The 19,161-nt window shown below is 72.5% G+C and carries 14 protein-coding genes; 10 read left to right on the top strand and 4 right to left on the bottom strand.

All coding sequences use genetic code 11. The annotated features are described in order from the left end of the window. Positions 1-126: 126 nt before the first annotated feature. On the bottom strand, positions 127-1,413 hold the full coding sequence (locus tag EDD34_RS14800; protein WP_123815255.1) for an ABC transporter substrate-binding protein: 1,287 nt from the start codon (positions 1,411-1,413) through the stop codon (positions 127-129). A 344-nt stretch (positions 1,414-1,757) separates the two neighbouring features. Between EDD34_RS14800 and EDD34_RS14795 the strand changes: the two genes are divergently transcribed. The 6 genes from EDD34_RS14795 to EDD34_RS14770 all read left to right on the top strand — a co-directional run bounded on the left by EDD34_RS14795 (position 1,758) and on the right by EDD34_RS14770 (position 11,693). Then, positions 1,758-2,879 carry an ROK family transcriptional regulator gene (locus EDD34_RS14795; protein ID WP_123815254.1) on the top strand — a complete coding sequence of 374 codons (1,122 nt, stop codon included), beginning with the start codon at positions 1,758-1,760 and terminating at the stop codon, positions 2,877-2,879. A gap of 2 nt (positions 2,880-2,881) precedes the next feature. After that, complete coding sequence (locus tag EDD34_RS14790; protein WP_211341602.1) at positions 2,882-4,045, top strand: substrate-binding domain-containing protein; 1,164 nt, start codon at positions 2,882-2,884, stop codon at positions 4,043-4,045. Next, a complete protein-coding gene (locus EDD34_RS14785; protein WP_123815252.1) occupies positions 4,042-4,872 on the top strand; it encodes an ATP-binding cassette domain-containing protein in 831 nt (276 codons plus the stop codon). The genes EDD34_RS14790 and EDD34_RS14785 overlap by 4 nt, the downstream gene beginning before the upstream one ends. 73 nt (positions 4,873-4,945) lie before the next feature. Next, positions 4,946-6,181: a sugar ABC transporter permease gene (locus tag EDD34_RS14780; protein ID WP_246012459.1), complete on the top strand. Its 1,236-nt coding sequence runs from the start codon at positions 4,946-4,948 to the stop codon at positions 6,179-6,181. Positions 6,182-6,183: 2 nt separating this feature from the next. Continuing rightward, on the top strand, positions 6,184-7,194 hold the full coding sequence (locus EDD34_RS14775; RefSeq protein WP_123815251.1) for a LacI family DNA-binding transcriptional regulator: 1,011 nt from the start codon (positions 6,184-6,186) through the stop codon (positions 7,192-7,194). Between the two features lie 239 nt (positions 7,195-7,433). After that, positions 7,434-11,693, top strand: a complete 4,260-nt coding sequence (locus EDD34_RS14770) for a GH92 family glycosyl hydrolase (protein WP_246012457.1) — start codon at positions 7,434-7,436, stop codon at positions 11,691-11,693. A gap of 60 nt (positions 11,694-11,753) precedes the next feature. Here EDD34_RS14770 and EDD34_RS14765 read toward each other — a convergent pair whose 3' ends face one another. Further along, positions 11,754-13,742: a M13 family metallopeptidase gene (locus tag EDD34_RS14765; protein WP_123815249.1), complete on the bottom strand. Its 1,989-nt coding sequence runs from the start codon at positions 13,740-13,742 to the stop codon at positions 11,754-11,756. A gap of 84 nt (positions 13,743-13,826) precedes the next feature. Here EDD34_RS14765 and EDD34_RS14760 point away from each other — a divergent pair, with 84 nt between their 5' ends. The 3 genes from EDD34_RS14760 to EDD34_RS14750 all read left to right on the top strand — a co-directional run bounded on the left by EDD34_RS14760 (position 13,827) and on the right by EDD34_RS14750 (position 15,972). Continuing rightward, positions 13,827-14,276 carry a ribose-5-phosphate isomerase gene (locus EDD34_RS14760; RefSeq protein WP_123815248.1) on the top strand — a complete coding sequence of 150 codons (450 nt, stop codon included), beginning with the start codon at positions 13,827-13,829 and terminating at the stop codon, positions 14,274-14,276. 1 nt (position 14,277) lies between these two features. Next, positions 14,278-15,426: an Fpg/Nei family DNA glycosylase gene (locus EDD34_RS14755; protein WP_123815247.1), complete on the top strand. Its 1,149-nt coding sequence runs from the start codon at positions 14,278-14,280 to the stop codon at positions 15,424-15,426. Between the two features lie 99 nt (positions 15,427-15,525). Then, complete coding sequence (locus tag EDD34_RS14750) at positions 15,526-15,972, top strand: MGMT family protein (RefSeq protein WP_123816563.1); 447 nt, start codon at positions 15,526-15,528, stop codon at positions 15,970-15,972. Positions 15,973-16,049: 77 nt separating this feature from the next. Here the strand turns inward: EDD34_RS14750 and EDD34_RS14745 are convergent, their stop codons facing one another. Both EDD34_RS14745 and EDD34_RS14740 read right to left on the bottom strand, forming a co-directional pair. Continuing rightward, a complete protein-coding gene (locus tag EDD34_RS14745; protein WP_123815246.1) occupies positions 16,050-17,351 on the bottom strand; it encodes a GNAT family N-acetyltransferase in 1,302 nt (433 codons plus the stop codon). Positions 17,352-17,442: 91 nt separating this feature from the next. Next, positions 17,443-18,600 (bottom strand): LLM class F420-dependent oxidoreductase, encoded by a 1,158-nt coding sequence (locus EDD34_RS14740; protein WP_123815245.1) that lies wholly within the window; start codon positions 18,598-18,600, stop codon positions 17,443-17,445. Between the two features lie 139 nt (positions 18,601-18,739). On the opposite strand from EDD34_RS14740, the gene EDD34_RS14735 reads away from it, so the two are divergent. Further along, the gene (locus tag EDD34_RS14735; RefSeq protein ID WP_123815244.1) at positions 18,740-19,126 is read left to right on the top strand and encodes an MmcQ/YjbR family DNA-binding protein; all 387 of its coding nucleotides are present in this window, start codon (positions 18,740-18,742) and stop codon (positions 19,124-19,126) included. Positions 19,127-19,161 lie beyond the last annotated feature (35 nt).

Raw genomic sequence — 19,161 nt, 5'->3', positions numbered from 1 at the left:
GCCGCGGCCGGGTAGGACCTCCAGGCGGCGTCGTGGGGGGTCGCCTGAAGGTCCTACGCCGCCGTGATGCTGCCCGGCGGGCTTGCGGGTCGTGCTGGGTCGGTCGTGTCAGCCTCGTGCGGCTGCTCAGCCTTGTGCGGCGGCGGCGAGTTCGCTCTGGTAGGCGTCCAGGTCGGAGGCGCCCGTGGTGAACTTGCTCGTCGCGTCGCTGATCGCGTTCAGGGTCGCCACCGGAGTAGCGGCACCGTGGGCCAGGGAGGACACGATGGTGTCGTTCGCGAACGACTCGATCGCCGTCTGCTGGTACTCGGAGAACTCGGCCGGGTCCGCGTCCGTCCGGGCGGGGATGGAACCCTTGGCGGCGTTGAACGCCGTCTGGCCCTCCAGCGAACCGATCGTCTCCAGCCACGCCTCGGTGCCCTCGGGGTGGGGGGCACCCACCGGGAGCGTGAACGAGTCGGCCAGGAAGTCGAACGTGCCCGCGGTGCCCGGGGAGGGCACGGCCACGAAGTCGGTGCCCAGTTCCTTGTCCTGCTCCTCGAACGCGGCCACGGCCCAGTCGCCCATGATGTTGAACGCGGCCTGACCGTCGATGACCTGCTGGGTGGCCTCCGGCCAGTCCAGCCCGTCCCGGTCGGCGTTCGTGAACGACATGATCGTCTCGAAGTCCTCCAGCGCCCCGGTCACCTCATCCGACTCCCAGTCGGTCGAACCGTCCCACAGGCCGGAGTACGCCTCGGGCCCGAGGTCGGCCAGCAGCACGGTCTCCAGCAGGTGCACCTGCGTCCAGGTGGTCGCCACCGAGAGCGGTGTCACGTCGGCCTCGTCGAGTTCTTCCAGGTCCGCGATGAACGCGTCCAGGTCCTCGTACTCCGCGGACGTGTCCAGCCCGGCGTCCTCCAGCACCGCCGGGTTGGCCCACATGACGTTCGCCCGGTGGATGTTCGACGGGATCGAGTAGATCGCGCCGTCCTCCGTCGAGAGCCGCTCCACCAGGTCCGCCGGGAAGGCGTCGGTGAGCCCGAACTCGTCGTACAGGCCCGACACGTCCTCGATCTGGGCGGCGTCGATGTAGTCCTGCAGCTCCGCACCCGCGTGAGCCTGGAACGTGTCCGGCGGGTCCTGCGCCTGCAGACGCGTCTGCAGCAGATCCTTCGCCGCCGAGCCCGCACCACCGGCCACCGCACCGTTCACGAACTCCGTGTCCGGGTGCTGCTCCTGGAACACGCCCACCAGCGCGTCCAGACCGGCCTTCTCCGAACCCGCGGCCCACCACGTGAACACCTCGACCTGGTCCGCGCCACCCTCCGCGTCGGCGTCACCGGAGCCGCTGCCGCCGCCGCACGCCGCCAGGGTCATGCCCAGCACGGCGACCGAAGCGGCCACACCGGCCGACTTCTTGTTGATTCGCATCTCGTGTCCCTCAAACCTTCGTTGGTCGTTGGATCGACCCGTCGTCCGCAGTGACACGGTCCCGGGGCAGGACAGTGGCGCATCCGGAGACGGTCGGGCGTCTGAGGCGCCCGAGAACCGCGCCCTATCAAACGGGGATCGAGCGTTGATGTCAAGAAGTGAACGCAAGCCGGCATCGCTGGTGGGACTCCGTTCACGGCGTGTACTCAACGGGGTTCAGCCCTCGTGATGCGCGCGATATCGCAGATGAGGGCGGCCCGGCGGTTTATGGTGTGGCTGTGCGCGCGGATCGGGTGACCCCGGGTTCGCAGACCTCACTTCGTGAGGCCAACCGAGCCCGGATCGTGAGCGCCGTCCAGCAGCGTGGGTCGCTCACGCAGATCGAGCTGGCCGGCGTCACCGGGCTGTCCCCGGCCACGATCTCGAACATCGTCAAGGAGCTGTCGGCCGCCGGCGTCCTCGCCACCGCCCAGTCCATCCGCAACGGCCGCCGCGCGCTGCAGGTCACGCTCGCGCGCAACCTCGGGCTCGTCGCGGGAGTCCGGTTCGGCGTGCGGTCGATGAGCGTGGCACTGGCGGACGCCTCGATGCGTGTGCTCGCCGAGCAGCGCATGCCGCTCGCCGCCGACCACCGCGCCGACGTCGGGATGCGCCGTACCGCGCTGCTGGTCACCGAGATGATCGAGTCCGTGGGCGCGTCACCCGACGAACTGCTCGCCGTCGGCGTCGGGGTGCCCGTCCCGGTGGATCCCTCCAGCGGTGAGGTGGTGACCCTCGGCATGATGCGCGGCTGGGACGGCGTCGACGTCGCGGCCCTGTTCCAGGCCGAGCTCGGCGTACCCGTCACCGTCGACAACGAGGCCACGCTCGCCGCGATCGCCGAGTACCGGTACGGCGCCGGCCAGGGCTTCGACTCGGTCGCCTACGTCAGGGTCTCCCACGGCGTGGGCGCGGGGCTCGTCATCGGCGGTCACGCGGTGCGGGGCAGGGCGGGTGTCGCGGGCGAGATCGGGCACGTGTCCGTCGACGAGAACGGCCCCGTCTGCCGGTGCGGCAACCGGGGCTGCCTGGAGATGCTGGTCGGGGCGTCGAGCCTGCTGGGGATGCTGCCGGCCGGGGCCGGCCACCTCACGCTCGCCGACCTCGTCGCGCGCGCGATGAACGGCGACCCGGGCTGTCGCCGCGTGGTGTACGACGCCGGACGGTACCTGGGCGTGGCGCTGGCGAACCTGTGCAACATCGTCGACCCGGCGATCGTCGTCGTCGGCGGGCAGCTCGTGGAGGTCGGTGACCTCCTGCTCGGCCCCTTGCGGACCGCTCTCGGCCAGCGGGTGGTCGCCACCTCGCGCGGGCCGGTCGACGTCGTACCCTCCGAACTCGGTGGGTCGGCCGGCGTGCGCGGCGCGCTGGCGGTCGCGCTCGACTCGGCGAGATCCGCGGGTGCGCTGGGCGTGGTGGGATCATGATCGTGGGACCAGCGAGAGGGAACGACGTGTCACCAGGCCGGCGGCGACGGGCGGCCCTGGCCGCCTCCCTGGCCTCGGTCGTGGTCGCGGCGACCGTGTCCGCCTGCGCGGGCACCGGGGGCGCCGCGGAGGCGGCCGAGGGCACCGTGGGGCTCCTGCTCCCCGAGGCGCAGACGGCACGCTACGAGGCGTCCGACCGTCCCACGTTCGCGCGTGTGGTCTCCAGCCGGTGCCCGGGCTGCGACGTGCTCTACGCCAACGCCGGCCAGGACGTGGCCAGCCAGCAGGAGCAGGCCGAGTCGATGCTCGTGCGCGGCGCGGACGTCCTCGTGCTCGGCGCCGTCGACACGGTGGCGGCCGTCGGTATCGTCGAGGAGGCCCACCGGCTCGGCGCGAAGGTGATCGCCTACGACCGCTTCGTCGAGGGCGCGGACTACTACGTGTCCTACGACTACGAGTTCCTCGGCTACCTCATGGGGTCGGCACTGGCGGGAGAGCTCGACCGGGGCGTCGACCCCGGCCTCACCACGTTGGAGGCCCGGACCGCCGCCGGGTCCGACGCCGTACCAGGCGTGCTGCTCGTCCAGGGAGCCGTCACCGACCCGAACTCCCGCGCGATCGCCGACGGCGCCCACCGCGCGCTGGATTCCGCCGATGTCGAGATCCTCGCGGAGTACCACACGCCGGACTGGAGCCCCGACAAGGCCACCGAATGGGTCGAGGCGATGCTCACCCGGTACCGCGGCCAGGTCGACGGCATCCTGGCGGCGAGCGACGGCGTCGCGGGCGGCGCCGTGGCCGCCGCCAAGGCGGCCGGCCTCGACCCGGTCCCGCCGACCACCGGCCAGGACGGCGAACTGGCGGCGGTGCAGCGCATCGTCGCGGGGGACCAGTACATGACGATCTACAAGGCCACCGACCAGCAGGCGGCCACGGCCGCCGAGCTCGCGGTGCGCGTGCTGCGCGGGGAGGACCCGCGCACCACGGCCGTCACCGGGGGCGTGCCCACCCTGCTGCTCGCTCCGCGCGCGGTCGGGGTGGACGACATCGAGCACGTCATCCTCGACGGCCGGGTGTACACGGCGGAGCAGATCTGCACCCCGCCGTACCGGACCGCGTGCGAGGCGCGCGGGCTGGTCGGCGTGGCCCAGGAGGAGCGAGGATGACAGAGTCTCCCGAGCCGGGCCCCGCGCTCCCGCGCGGTTCTGCGGCGTCCACCGAGCCGGGCTCCACGTCGCCCCGCGCTCCCGCGGCCCCGGTGGTGTCGCTGCGCGGTGTCAGCAAGCGGTTCGGGGGTGTCCGGGCGCTCGTGGACGTGGACGTGGACGTCCACGAGCACGAGGTGCTCGCCGTCGTGGGCGACAACGGCGCGGGCAAGTCGACGCTCGCGGGCGTGCTCGCCGGGGTCTACCGGCCCGACTCCGGGCAGGTGCTGGTCGACGGCGCACCCGTGGTGCTGGACTCCCCGGCCGCGGCCCGGGCGCTCGGGATCGCGACCGTGTTCCAGGAGCTCGCCCTCGTGAACGATCTCGACGTGGTCGAGAACCTCTTCCTCGGGCACGAGGTGGGCCGGGGCGTGTTCCTCGACGAGGTGGAGATGGAGCGTCGCGCGTGGCAGGTGCTCGGCCAGCTCGCCGCGAGCGTCCCCTCGGTGCGCGACCCGGTCCGGACGTTGTCGGGCGGGCAGCGGCAGGTGATCGCCGTGGCGCGGGCACTGCTCGGGTCGCCGCGCGTCGTCGTGCTGGACGAGCCGACGGCGTCGCTCGGGGTGCGGCAGACGGCCGAGGTGCTCAACCTGATCACGCGGCTGCGGGCACGGGGGCACGCCGTCGTGCTCATCAGCCATCAGGCCGGTGACCTGCAGGCCGTGGCCGACCGGATCCTGGTGCTGCGGCTCGGCCGGGTGCACGGCACCTACACCGGCGAGACCTCGTACGAGGACCTGCTCGCGGCGATGACCGGCGCGGTGCGCCCGAGGCCGGGGGGCCGGTGATGGCCCACGAGACGCGCGGGAGCGCGCGGGACGGGACGAGCGGAGGCAAGGACGTGCCGGATGGGGTGGGGCGATGAACGCTGACGGGATGCGCGGCGGCGGGCGGACGCTCGCCGCGGTCGATCCGGCCCCGGAGCCGCCGCGGTTCGGGCCGCGGGCCGTGCTGGGGCAGTGGTTCCACGGCGAGCACGGCGTGGCGCCGATCGTCGTCGGCCTGGCGTTCGTGTGGGTGGTGCTCGCGGCCGTCGAACCGGACTTCCTCTCGGCGGAGAACCTGGTCAACCTCACGCTGCAGAGCGTGCCCGTCGGGGTGATCGCGCTCGGCGTGGTGCTGGTGCTCCTGGTCGGGCAGATCGACCTCTCGGTCGGCTCCGTGAGCGGGCTGGCCGCCGCGATCGTGGCGGTCGGCACCGTCACGGCGGGCTGGCCGCTCGGTCTCGGCGTACTCGTGGCGCTCGCCTGCGGCATGGCCGTGGGGCTCGTCTACGGTGTGCTGTCGACCAGGCTCGGGCTGCCGAGCTTCGTGATCACGCTCGCCGGGCTGCTCTTCTTCGCCGGGGTCCAGCTGCGCGTGCTCGGGCCGCTCGGATCCATCAACCTGCCGTTCGAGTCGTGGTTCGTGCGCTCGATCCAGCAGGGGTTCCTCCAACCCGCCGTGGCCTGGGCGCTCGTGGCCCTGTGGGTCCTGTCCTACCTGGGCATGCAGGTGTGGGTGCGCGAGCGCCGTCGCCGGGCGGACCTGTCCTGCGTACCGTGGCCGCAGGTCGCGCTGCGCACGGGGGCCCTGGCGCTGGTGCTGGCGGCGGCGGTCGGCTATCTCTCCACGGCCCGGGGCGTGGGCTACTCGGTGGTGCTGTTCGTGGTGCTGGTCATCATCGCCGACGTGGCGCTGCGTCGTACGCGGTGGGGACGCTCGGTGCGCGCGGTGGGCAGCGATCGCCGGGCGGCGCTGCTCTCGGGTGTCGCCGTGCACCGGACCGTGGTCTCGGCTTTCGTGGCGTGCTCGACGCTCGCCGCGCTGGGCGGAATCCTGGCGGCGGGGCGGCTCGGCGCCGCGAACCAGGGCACCGGCGGGGCCGACACGTACCTCACGGCGATCGCGGCTGCCGTGATCGGGGGGACGAGCCTCTTCGGCGGGCGGGGCAGTGCCTGGTCGGCGCTGCTGGGCGTGCTCGTCATCCAGTCCGTCGCGAACGGGCTCACCCTGCTCGACCTCGATCAGGCTACGCGTTTCATGGTGACCGGTGCGGTGCTGCTGGGTGCGATCATCGTCGACATGCTGGTACGGCGCCGGCGTCAGGAGGCTTGAGGATGTCGGTGCAGGGACCGCGGCGGCCCACGCTCGCCGGCGTGGCGGAGCGGGCGGGCGTGAGCCTGAAGACGGCCTCCCGGGTGCTGAACGGCGAGCCGAACGTGGCGGAGGCCACCCGCGAGCGGGTGCGCGAGGCGGCGACGGCGCTCGGGTTCCGGCGCAACGCCGTGGCGGCGGACCTCGCGCGGGGCGGGGCGTCCCGGCTGCTGGGCTTCATCTCCGGGGACATCGCCAACCCGTTCTACTCGGCGCTGGCCAGCGGGATCGAACGCGTGGCGCGGGACAACGACATGCACCTGATCACGACGTCGTGCGAGGAGGACCCGGAGCGTGAGCGCCTGCTCACGGAGGAACTGCTCGAACGCCGGGTCGGCGGGCTCGTGGTCACGCCGACGACGGGGGATCACGCGCGGCTGGCCGGCGAGCTCGCCGCGGGGACGCCCGTGGTGTTCGTGGACCGGCCGGCGTCGGGACTGGAGGCGGACACCGTGGTCATCGACAACCGGGGTGGCCTCCGCGCCGCCGTGCGCCACCTGAGTGATCACGGGCATCGCGAGATCGCCTTCGTCGGGGACAGCCCGGAGGTGTGGACGTTCCGCGAGCGGCGTGCGGCCTTCGTCGAGGCGATGGAGGAGCTGGGGAACCCCGGCGCGGAACGGTGGGTGCGGTCCGGCGCGCACGACGCGCGCGAGGCGCGGTCGCTCGTCACCGCGCTGCTGGACGGCCCTGAGCCGCCGACGGCGGTGCTCGCCGAGAACAACCGCGTCACCGCGGGGGCGCTGCGCGCGCTCGGCGACGCCCCCGGCGGACAGGACGTCGCGCTGGTCGGCTTCGACGACTTCGACCTGGCGGACCTCCTGGGCGTGACCGTGGTGTCGTACGACGCCGTCGAGATGGGGCGCCGGGCCGCGGAACTGGCGACCACGCGGCACGACCCGGCCGCGCCGCCGCGCACGGTCACCCTGGAGACGCGGCTGATCCCGAGGGGGACGGGCGAGCGCCGGCCCTGAGACCCGGCCCGGCCGACCGCTGTCGCGGACGACCCGGCTGACGCCGCCGCGGACGGCCGGGCCGACCACCGTCGCGGACCAGCATGCGGGGCGAACGGCGGCTCGTTGACAGCTGCCTTCCGGAGCCCATACGTTCATCTCTTGAATTCTATTGACAGCGGTGTCACAGGATCAAGGGAGATCGAATGTCACGAGTCACCGCCCGGCGCCCCAGGCGCCGGGGAGTACTGTCCGCAGGGGTGGCCCTCGCACTGATCGTGCAGGGCACCGCGGGTTTCGTCGCCCCCGCGAGCGCGGTCGCCGCACCCGGCGACTTCGCGAGCTCGTTCGAGGAGGCCGACCCCGCGCCTCTCGCCTCGACGCCGGCCGAGCGCGACGGTGAGCCCTGGTACGACAACATCGGAACGTTCGTGTCCGGGCTTCCGGGCAGCGTCCTCGGCTCCGTGACGGAGGCGACCGCCAGCGGCGAGAACCTCCCCAACGAGGGAGTCGACAAGCTCCACGACGCCAGCTCGTCCACGAAGTGGCTCGTGTTCGAGCCCACCGGCTGGGTGACCTACGAGCTCGCCGAGGCCACGTCCGTCGCCGCCTATGCGCTGACCTCGGCCAACGACTTCGCCGGGCGTGACCCGCGGTCCTGGACGCTGCAGGGCTCGGCCGACGGGGAGACGTGGACCGACGTCGACCAGCGCTCCGGGGTCACCTTCTCGGAGCGGTTCGAGCAGCAGGTCTTCGAGCTCGACGCCCCGACCGAGGCGTACCGGTACTTCCGCCTGGACGTCACCGAGAACCACGGCGACCCGATCCTGCAGATCGCCGACTGGGATCTCTCGGTCGACCTGACCCCGGCCGAGCCGACGGCCGAGCCGATGACGACCGCCGTCGGCGGCGGGCCGACGTCGGCCTCCTACACGAGCCGTTCCGGGGTCGGGTTCACCGGCATGCGGTCGCTGCGGTACTCGGGCTCCCACCTGGCCGACGGCCCGGCGTACGCGACGAACGTGCTGTACGACGACGTCGACCTCGCCGTCGGGCCCGACACGCGCCTGAGCTACACGATCTTCCCGGAGCTCCTGGAGGATCTCGCCTACCCGTCCACCTACGCGGCCATGGACCTGCGGTTCACCGACGGCACGTTCCTGTCCCAGCTCGGCGCCGAGGACGCGCACGGCTCGGCCGCCACCGCGGCCGGCCAGGGTGACGGCAAGATCCTCTACGCGGACCAGTGGAACTCCGTGCGCGTCGACGTCGGCGCGGTGGCCCGGGGCAGGACCGTCGACCAGATCCTGGTCGGCTACGACAACGACGCCGGGGCCGCCGGCACGCGCTTCTCCGGCTGGATCGACGACGTCGCCGTCGAGGCGGAACCGGAGACCATCGACGGGTCGAGCGACCTCAACTACGTCGACACCCGTCGCGGCACCCATTCCTCGGGCGGCTTCTCGCGCGGGAACAACATCCCGGCGACGGCGGTGCCCAACGGCTTCAACTTCTACGTGCCGATGACGAACGCGTCGTCGCAGAGCTGGCTGTACGAGTACCAGACCGCCACCGACGACCGGAACCGCCCGGTCCTGGAGGGTATCGGGATCTCCCACGAGCCCAGCCCGTGGATGGGGGACAGGAACCAGCTCGCGTTCCAGCCCGCCGTCGGCTCCGGCACGCCTGACGCGAGCCTGGACGCGCGCGGTCTCGCGTTCTCCCACGACGACGAGACGGCGCGCCCCGACTACTACGGCGTGGAGTTCGCCGACGGCCAGTCCGTCGAGGTGGCTCCGGCCGACCACTCCGCCGTGCTGCGGTTCGGCTTCCCGGCCGGCGCGGGCACCGGGCATGTGCTGGTCGACCAGGTCGCCGGCGACTCCAGCCTGCACCTCGACGCCGCCACCGGCGAGCTCACCGGCTGGGTCGAGGGTGGCAGCGGGCTGTCGGCGGGCCGCACCCGCATGTTCGTCGCGGGCGCGTTCGACCGCGCCCCGGCCGCCGTCGGACAGGCCGACGGCGATCGTGGGGCGGCACGGTACGCCTCGTTCGACGTGTCGGACGACGACACGGTCGAGCTGCGCGTCGCCACGTCCTTCATCGGGCTCGACCAGGCCCGCACGAACCTCGGCCTCGAGGTGTCCGGCCGCTCCTTCGAGGAGGTGCGCGCCGACGCCGCGGCCCGGTGGGAGGACCGGCTCTCGGTGATCGATGTCGACGGCGCGACCGAGGACCAGCTCGTCACGCTGTACTCCAGCCTCTACCGGCTCAACCTGTACCCGAACTCGCAGTTCGAGAACACCGGAACCGCCGACGAGCCGCGCTACCGGTACGCCAGCCCCGTCAGCGAGCCGTCCGGCGAGCCGACGGACACGGAGACGAACGCCGAGATCGTCGACGGCAAGATCTACGTGAACAACGGCTTCTGGGACACCTACCGCACCGCCTGGCCGGCGTACTCGCTGCTGTACCCCGACCTGGCGGCCGAGCTCGTGGACGGGTTCGTGCAGCAGTACCGCGACGGCGGCTGGGTCGCGCGCTGGTCCTCGCCGGGCTACGCCGACCTGATGACCGGCACCAGCTCCGACGTCGCCTTCGCGGACGCCTACCTCAAGGGCTCCCTGCCGACCGGGCAGGCGCTCGACGCCTACGACGCCGCGCTGAAGAACGCCACCGTCGCGCCCACCAGCTCGGCGGTCGGGCGCAAAGGTCTCGACGTCAGCCCTTACCTGGGCTTCACCCCCGAGAGCACGCACGAGTCGGTGTCCTGGGGCCTGGAGGGCCTGATCAACGACTTCGGGATCGGGAACATGGCGGCGGCGCTCGCCAGAGACCGCGAGGTTCCGCGCGAGCGGCGCGCGCAGCTGCGCGAGGAGTCGAGGTACTTCCTGGAGCGGGCCACGCACTACGTGGAGTCGTTCGACGAGGAGACCGGGTTCTTCGCGCCGCGGCACGCGGACGGCGAGTTCGTCACCGCGCCCGAGGACTACGACCCGCGCGTGTGGGGCAACGGCTACACGGAGACCAACGGCTGGAACTTCGCGTTCCACGCGCCGCAGGACCCGCGGGGCCTCGCGAACCTGTACGGCGGCGCCGAAGGGCTCGAGGCGAAGCTCGACGAGTTCTTCGCGACCCCGGAGGACGCCTCCCACACCGGCAGCTACGGCGGCGTCATCCACGAGATGCGCGAGGCCCGCGACGTGCGCCTCGGCCAGTGGGGGATGAGCAACCAGGTCTCGCACCACATCCCGTGGCTGTACGACGCCGCGGGCGCGCCGCACAAGACGCAGGAGATCGTCCGTGAGGTCATGCGGCGGCTCTTCGTGGGCAGCGAGATCGGGCAGGGCTACCCGGGCGACGAGGACAACGGCGAGATGTCGTCGTGGTTCGTGTTCGCCGCGCTCGGGTTCTACCCGCTCCAGGTCGGGTCGGCCGAGTACGCCGTCGGCTCACCGCTGTTCGAGCGGGCGACCGTGCACCTGCCCGACGGCGACCTGGTGATCACCGCACGCGGCAACTCGGACGAGAACGTGTACGTGCAGTCGCTCCGGGTCGACGGCCGGCGCACCTCGTCGACGTCGTTGTCGCAGAAGGACCTGTCCGGGGGCGCTCGGCTCGACTTCGTCATGGGGGCCGAGCCGTCCGGCTGGGGTACCGGGCGTCATGACGCCCCGGCGTCGCTCACCCGCGGCGGCGGCGCTCCCCAGCCGGTCGCGGACGTGACCTCGACCGCATCCGTGACGGTCGACGACGGCACGACGCCGGACGCCCTGGTGGACGACACCTCCGCCACGCAGGCCGGGTTCGCCTCGTCGACGCCCGTCCTCACCTGGGAGGGCGACGGCGAGCGCGCCGAGCTGACCGGTTACACGCTCACGTCCGGCGAGTCCGGGAGCGCGGCGCCCAGTGCCTGGCGGCTCGAAGGATCCGACGACGGCCGGTGGTGGCGGACGCTCGACCGCCGGTCGGGCGAGGAGTTCCGGTGGGCGCGGCAGCTTCGCCCGTTCGAGATCGACCGGCGCGAGGACTACGAACACGTACGTCTGGTGATCGAAGAGGTCGCGGGGGAGGGGGAGCTCACCCTCGCGGAGTTCGAGCTGCTGGCCGAGCCGGAGGACGGGCACGGGCATGGGCATGGCGGCGGTCACGGGCATGGCGGCGGTCACGGTGACGGGCACGGTCGAGGTTCGGACGGGGCGAGTTCCCGGGCCGCTGCGTCGGCCGACCTGGCGGAGGACGTCGAGGTCTCGGCGGTGCCGCAGTGCACCGACGGCGAGGCGGCACTGACCGTCGTCCTCGGCAACACGGGCGGCACCGCGGCGACCGTTGCCGTCGGGTCCGACTTCGGCGACCGGACGGTGACGCTGAAGCCGGGCGGTGACCGACTGGTCACGCTCGAGCCGGGCATCACGTCGTTCGGCCCGGGCACGGTCACCGCGACCGCCGGGGCCGGGGCGAGGGCCGGAGTGAACGCGACAACGCTCGCTCCGGTCCCGTACTCCGGGGCCGAATGCTGACCCGCTGAGACCCGGAGGGCACGGCCCCGGACCAGGCCACCCCTGGTCCGGGGCCTCCCGTCACCAGATCCGGACGCGGTTCTCCGGGGGCAGGTAGAGGGCGTCGCCCGGGACCGTGCCGTACGCCTCGTGGAACTCGTCCACGTTGCGCAGCACGCCGTTGCAGCGGAACTCGTTGGGGGAGTGCGGGTCGACGGCGATGCGCCGCACCACCTCCTCGTCGCGTCCCTTGGACTGCCACACCTGCGCCCAGCCGAGGAAGATCCGCTCCAGGGCGGTCAGGCCGTCGATCACCGGCGCCTCCGACAGCGACGTGCCGAGCGCGATCCGGTACGCCGTGATCGCGATCGACAGGCCGCCCAGGTCGCCGATGTTCTCGCCGATGGTGAGCGAGCCGTTGACGTGCACGTCCGCGTGCTCCTCGCCGTCGAGCTGCGCGGGGCGGAACGCGTCGTACTGCGCGATCAGCGCGCTGGTGCGCTTCTCGAACTCGTCGCGGTCCGCGTCCGACCACCAGTTCTCGAGGCGGCCGTCGCCGTCGTACTTGGAGCCCTGGTCGTCGAAACCGTGGCCGATCTCGTGCCCGATGACGCCGCCGATCCCGCCGAAGTTCACGGCATCGTCGGCCGACGGGTCGAAGAACGGCGGCTGCAGGATCGCGGCCGGGAACACGATCTCGTTCATGCCCGGGTTGTAGTAGGCGTTGACCGTCTGCGGCGTCATGAACCACTCCTCGCGGTCCAGCGGCCTGCCGATCTTGCCGAGCTCGTGGTCCTGGTCGAACGCGTTGGAGCGGCACACGTTCCCCACCAGGTCCGCGGCGTCCACCGTGAGGCCCGAGTAGTCCCGCCACTTGGTGGGGTAACCCACCTTGGGCGTGAACTTCTCCAACTTGACCAGGGCCTTCGCCCGGGTCTCGGGGGTCATCCAGTCGAGGTTCCCGATGGATTCCCGGTAGGCCGCCACCAGGGCCTCCACGAGCCGGTCCATCTTCTCCTTGTGCTCCGGCGGGAAGTGCCGGTCCACGTACTCGGCGCCGACGGCCTCCCCGAGCGCACCCTCGACCAGCGACACCCCGCGCTTCCACCGCTCGCGGACCTCCTGCGCGCCGGTGAGCACCCGGCCGTAGAAGTCGAAGTTCGCCTCGACGATCTCGTCGTTCAGGTACGGCGCGCGGGCCGTGACCAGGTGGTAGGCCATCCACAGCTGCCAGTCCAGCAGGGAGACGTCGTGCCAGAGCGCCGCGAAGCCCGTCGCGAAGCCGGGCTCGCGGACCACGAGCTGGTCGAGCGAACCCAGCGGTGCGCCGAGCGCCTCGACCCACCGCTGCCAGCCGAAGCCGGGCGCGCTCTCGGCCAGCTCGGCGAGCGTCATGGGGTTGTAGGTGAGCGTGGCGTCGCGCCGCTTCACCACGTCCCAGTGGTGCTCCGCGAGCCGGGACTCGAGCTCGACCACGCGCGCGGCGGCGTCCTCGGCGCTGATACCCCAGGTGGCGGAGACGTCCGCGAACCGGAGCATGCGCGCCACGTGCGGCTCGTACTTCCTGCGGATCGGCGCGTACTGCTCGTCGTGGTAGTACGACTCGTCGGGCAGGCCGATTCCCGACTGCGTCAGGTAGACCACGTAGCGCTCGGTGTCCTTGGCGTCGTTGTCGACCCAGAAGCCGACGGCGCGGGCCCCGCCGGTGCGCTGCAACAAGCCCAGGACCCGCGTGAGATCGTCGAGATCCGCGGCGTCGCGGATCAGTGCGAGATCGCCGGCGAGCGGAGTGGTGCCGAGCGCCTCGATGCGCTCGGTGTCCATGAAGCTCGCGTACAGGTCACCGATCGGGGAACCCGCGGGAGCGTCCGTGATGATCTCGCGGACATGCTCCTCCGCCTGGTCGTGCAGGGCACGGAACGCGCCGTCCATCGCGCGGTCCGCGGGGATCTCGTGGGAGTCGATCCAGCGGCCGTTCACGTGGCGGTACAGGTCGTCCTGCGGACGGACCCGGGGGTCGAGGGCGTCGAGGTCGATTCCCGACCTCAAAGGGGTGGCTTCGGTCGTCATGGCGCCAGGGTACGCGCGGGACGACCGGGGTCCACCGTGCGGGCCGGGTGGAGGGCGAGCCCCGCCGTGAGGGAAGATGGGATCATGCATCTGCACATCGCCGCTGACCACGCCGGGTTCGAGCTCAAGGCTCACCTCGTGCAGCATCTGACCGACGCCGGCCACCAGGTCACCGACCACGGCGCCCACGAGTTCGACCCGCAGGACGACTACCCGTCGTTCTGCCTCGCCGCGGGCGAGGCGGTCGTCGCGGAGCCGGGCTCGCTCGGCATCGTGATCGGCGGTTCGGGCAACGGCGAGCAGATCGCCGCGAACAAGGTCAACGGCGTGCGCGCCGCCCTCGCCTGGTCGGTCGAGACCGCACGGCTCGGCCGCCAGCACAACGACGCCAACGTCGTCGCCGTCGGCGGGCGGATGCACACCACGGAAGAGGCGGTCGCGATCATCGACGCGTTCGTCGCGGAGACGTTCAGCGGCGACGAGCGCCACCAGCGTCGCATCGACCAGCTCGCCACCTACGAGAAGTCCCGCTGAATTGCCCGAGGGGCACACCGTCCACCGCCTCGCGCGGACCCTGCGAGAACTGCTCGGCGGTGAGCGGCTGCGGGTGACCAGTCCGCAGGGCCGCTTCGCCGACGGCGCCGCCCTGCTCGACGGACGCCGGCTCGTGGCCGTGGAGGCTTGGGGCAAGCAGCTCTTCTGTGCCTTCGCGCCGGACGACGCACCGCGGGGACGGGCCGCGCGCGCTCCGGGCTCCTCGGACGTCTCGAGCCGGGCCGGCCGTGGCGCCGTGCCTGGACGGGACGACTCCCCGGGTCCGCCGGATCCCGCCGGCGCCGACATGCTCTGGCTCCGGACCCACCTCGGGCTCTACGGTGCGTGGACGTTCACGGGAGCGCCGGGCGTCGCGGACGTCGCGCACGCGATCGGCGCCCCGCGCAAGCGCATCGGCGAGCGCGAGACCGTGGTCCGGGCCCCTGCGGGGTCGTCCGATGCCGAGGTCCACGTGACGGCCGACGACCTGGGCAGCGACGAGCTCGGCAGCGGCGCCCGCCGTCCCGGTGAGGGGTGGGAGCCACCCGCGCCGCGTGGACAGGTTCGGGCACGCCTGCTCGGGCGGCACATGGTCGCCGACCTGACCGGGCCCGCGGCCTGCGAGGTCATCACCCCCGCCGAGAAGCACGCCGTCACCGCGAGGCTCGGGCCGGACCCGATCCGGGAGGGGGAACGCGGCCACGACGCGGAGCGCTTCGTTGCGAGGGCCGGGCGCTCCCGGGTGACGATCGGACAGCTCCTGATGGATCAGGCCGTGATCGCGGGCGTCGGCAACATCTACCGGGCGGAAGCCCTGTTCCGGGCAGGCGTGGATCCGTTGCGACCCGGGCGGGAGGTTCCGCCGTCGTCGGCCCGGGCACTCTGGGACGACCTCGTCGTCCTCATGCGCGACGGCGCCCGCACCGGAGCGATCGTCACCACCCGCCCGGAGGACCGTACCGGGCCGCAGCCACCGGGCAGGCTCCGGACGCGGCAGAACACGGACGGCACGCCCGACGCGGTTCCCGCCGACCAGGCCTTCTACGTCTATCACCGCGACGGTCTGCCGTGTCGCGCGTGCGGCTCTCCCGTGCTGCTCAAGGAGCTTGCCGGGCGCAACCTTTTCTGGTGCGCCACCTGTCAGAGGTGATGCGTGTGGTCCGTCCGACCACATCGGCAGGCGGAGGGGCAGAAGGGCTGGTGAGGGCTTTCCCGGGGAGTCACGGTGTGTCCTACCATTCCTGATGTGATGCGGGGGAGGCAGGGCGACGGGGCGCCGGCGGAGGAGCCGGCGGGCGCCGTACCGCTGACCGGTGCCGAGGAGTACGCGGCCGCGGTGCTCGCGCTCGTGCGGCGGATACCCCACGCCCGTGCCATGACGTACGGCCTGATCGCGGAGATCGTCGCCGAGGACCTCGGGCGCGGCGGTCCACGGCAGGTGGGAAACGTCATGGCGGAGTCCGGGGACCGCTACCGGCACCTGGTACCCGAGGACGCCGTCGTCGTCGGGCCGGCCCAGGACGACTTCACCGTGCCCTGGTGGCGCGTCGTCAACGCGGCGGGCTCTCCGCCGGCCCGGCACCTGACCGCGGCGCTCGACGCACTGCGCGCGGAGGGATGCCCGCTCACTCGTGACGGTCGCCGTGTCGACCTGAGACGCGCGATCTGGTTCCCTGAGCCGGACGCCGCGGGTTGACGCCGGGGCCGGCGTCGCGGGCCGAGGCCGGAGGGCTGGTGCCGGAGGGCTGACCGACGCCGCAGGGGCCGCGGCACTCACCAGACCCAGCTGCTCATCGGCGCGACCGGCCATCCGAAGGCTGCTGCCGCGTGCGCCAAGGTGCCCGCGGTGTGCTCCGTGACCAGACCGGCGGCGGCGAGCGAGACCAGCGACGTTCCGCCCAGATAGGCCGCGCCGAGCTCGCGCACGTCGAGGGACAGGTCGGCGCCACCCGTGACACGGTCACACGTCGCCTCGCCGAAAGCCCGCGCCCGGAGCCGGTAGGTCCCGGTGTTCTCGGGGAGCCGGGCATCGCGAACCGCGAGGGTCACGTCGACGTCCGCGGCGTACTGCCGCCCCGCGAGCGCCGCGCCGACGTCGACCAGCCGTACCCACAGGTTGTCCACCACGCGAGGCTGTGCCGCGCGGGGGTTGACCAGGAGACGCGTGACGGCGTCGTCGACCGGGAGCAGGAACGTGGAGGTCTCGACGGTGAGGTCGAAGTCGGCCAGAACACCCCACAAGGCGCGTGCGGCGGCGGCGTCGAGGGCCACGACCTCGGAGACCGCGGCCGTGCCACGTGGACCGAAGACCTCCCAGTCCAGCTTCCGCCGGAACAGGGCGTAGCCGCGTGGCTCGCCGGCGTGCTCCACGACCGCGATGCGGCGGGACTCGCGGCCGTCGCGGTGCGCGGGCGGGTCGTCCCAGAAGTGCGCCTGCAACTGTTCGGTCTCGCGTTCGCACCAGCCGGGGCGATTGATCCCGGCGACACCCGCGGGACGTGCTCCTGCCGCGCGGTGAAGGCGTTCGACCAGGTCTCCGTGCTGCTCACGGGACGCGTGCGCGATGTGCACGGTGTGCTCGTCCGCGCCCGGCACGTCGTGGAGGGCGGCGCCCCGGGCGATGGTGAGGCGGATGTCGTCGGCGGCCTTCCCGTAGCCGAAGCGTCCGTAGATCGGGGCCTCGGCGGCGAACAGGGCGGACAGCGGCTCCCCACGCCGGCGGCAGCGCGCGAGATGGAAGTCGATCATGGCGGTGAGGAGCCCGCGGCGGCGATGCTGCGGATGCACTCCGACCCAGGTCAGGCCGCCGGTCGGGAGGGTGCCGCCCGGAACGCCGAACTCCTGGAACGGATAGGAGCCGTGCAGTGCGGCGAGCCCGTCGAAGCCGGCCGCCTCGATACCGACCGTGCGGTCCCAGCCGAGCGGGAAGGGGTGGCGGACCGCCTCGTCGAGCGAGGTGCCCGAGGGGAACGCCCAGAAGTCGAGGTCGACGGCGGCGCGCAGATCCGCCTCGGTGAGCGAGCGGAACCGGTAACCGTCCGGTAGCGGGACATCCGGGAGAGCGGAAGTGTGCATGGGCCGATCGTGCCTGCCGCGACGGCGGGGCGCGAGCCATTTCACCGGCGGGCGGACAATGGTGCGGCGGGACGGTCGCGGGGAAGTCCGGTCAGCGCCCGCCCGGGACCTTGGACGGCGCCAGCCTCGCCAGGGCGCGGCCGGCCAGCGAGCGGGTGCGCGCGGCCCGGCGGGCCCCCGCCGTCGTCCCCGCCGAGTGGGCGGCGTGTTCCTGCGCGATCGACAGGACCGTGAGCACCGACGACGGGTCTCCCTGGATGAGCATCGTCGTCAGGAGCGTCTCCTCCCAGGCCGCGAACCGTTGCTTGATCCGCTTCGCCGGGCCGATCAGCGCCACCTCGTCCACGAGCTCCGTCGGCACCGCGCGCGCGGCGTCCTCCTTGCGGCCCGCGAGGTAGAGGTCCTGGACCTCGTCCATCGCCTCCTTGTACCCCATCCGGTCCAGCGACTGCTTGTGGAAGTTCGCGCCCTTGGCACCCATGCCGCCCGCGTACAGCGCCACGTACGGGCGGATCAGGTCGGCAGCCGCCTCGACGTCGTCGCGCACGAACACCGGGACCGTCGCGATCGCCTCGAACGCGCCGGCGGGCGAGCGCTCCTCACGGCGCTTGGCGAACCCGGCGTCCAGCAGCTCCCGGAACTCCCCGTCCAGGCGCGGCGCGTAGAACGAACCCATCCAGCCGTCGGCGATCTCCGCCGCGAGCGCGATGTTCTTCGGCCCCTGCGCCGCGAGCACGATCGGGATCTCGGGCCGGAACGGGTGCACGGTGGGCTTGAGCGCCTTGCCCAGACCGGTGGCGCCGGGCACGTCGTCCGGCAGCGGCAAACGGTAGAACGCGCCGTCGTACGAGACCGGGCGCTCGCGGGCGATGACTTCCCGCACGATCTCGACGAACTCGCGGGTGCGGGCGAGCGGCCGCTGGTAGGGCTGCCCGTACCAGCCTTCGACCACCTGCGGGCCGGAGGCGCCGAGCCCCAGTACGAAACGCCCGTGCGACAGGTGGTCCAGGGTCATGGCGTGCATCGCGGTGGCCGTGGGTGTGCGCGCGGCCATCTGGGCGATTCCCGTGCCGAGCCGGACGTTCCTGGTGCGTGAACCCCACCAGGCCAGCGGTGTGAACGCGTCGGAGCCATAGGCCTCCGCGGTCCAGACCGAGTCGAGGCCCAGCTTGTCTCCGGCCAGGATGGCCTGCTGGATGCCCTTCGGGGGCTTGCGCGACCAGTAGCCGGTCTGGATGCCGATACGCATGGTGAGTCCTCGTCGTCGAGCGGGCGGGTCAGCTGGCGATGTTTCTGCGACTGTGCGTCCCAGGTACTGGGCGAACACTACCGTGGACGACGGCGCCGTGGCAGGGCCGGTCGCGCCCGTGCGGCGTACGCTCGATGCCATGCCTACCTTCGACGACGTCGCCCGGCTCGTCGCAGGGTTTCCCGAGACCGCCGAGGGGACCCGCTTCCGCGGCCGGACCTGGTTCGTCGCGGGGAAGGCGTTCGCGTGGGAGCGGCCGTTCTCGAAGGCCGACGTCAAGCGGTTCGGGGGCGAGCCCGTCCCCGCCGGGCCGATCCTCGCGGTGAGCGTCGAGGACCTGGGGGAGAAGGAAGCCGTGCTGGGCGAGGGGAGGCCGGGTTTCTTCACCATCCCGCACTTCGACGGTTACCCCGCCGTGCTCGTCCAGCTCGATGTGGTGTCCGGCACACACCTGGCCGAAGCCGTCGAGGACGCATGGTTCACCAAGGCCCCCGACGGCCTGGCGGCGCGCCGCCGCCCGGTGTGACGCACCGGTCTCGCCGGGGCGGGAGGGCCGGAGGC

This window comes from Myceligenerans xiligouense (assembly GCF_003814695.1).
Classification (GTDB): Bacteria; Actinomycetota; Actinomycetes; order Actinomycetales; family Cellulomonadaceae; genus Myceligenerans; species Myceligenerans xiligouense.
This window is presented reverse-complemented; position numbering and strand designations above follow the sequence as displayed.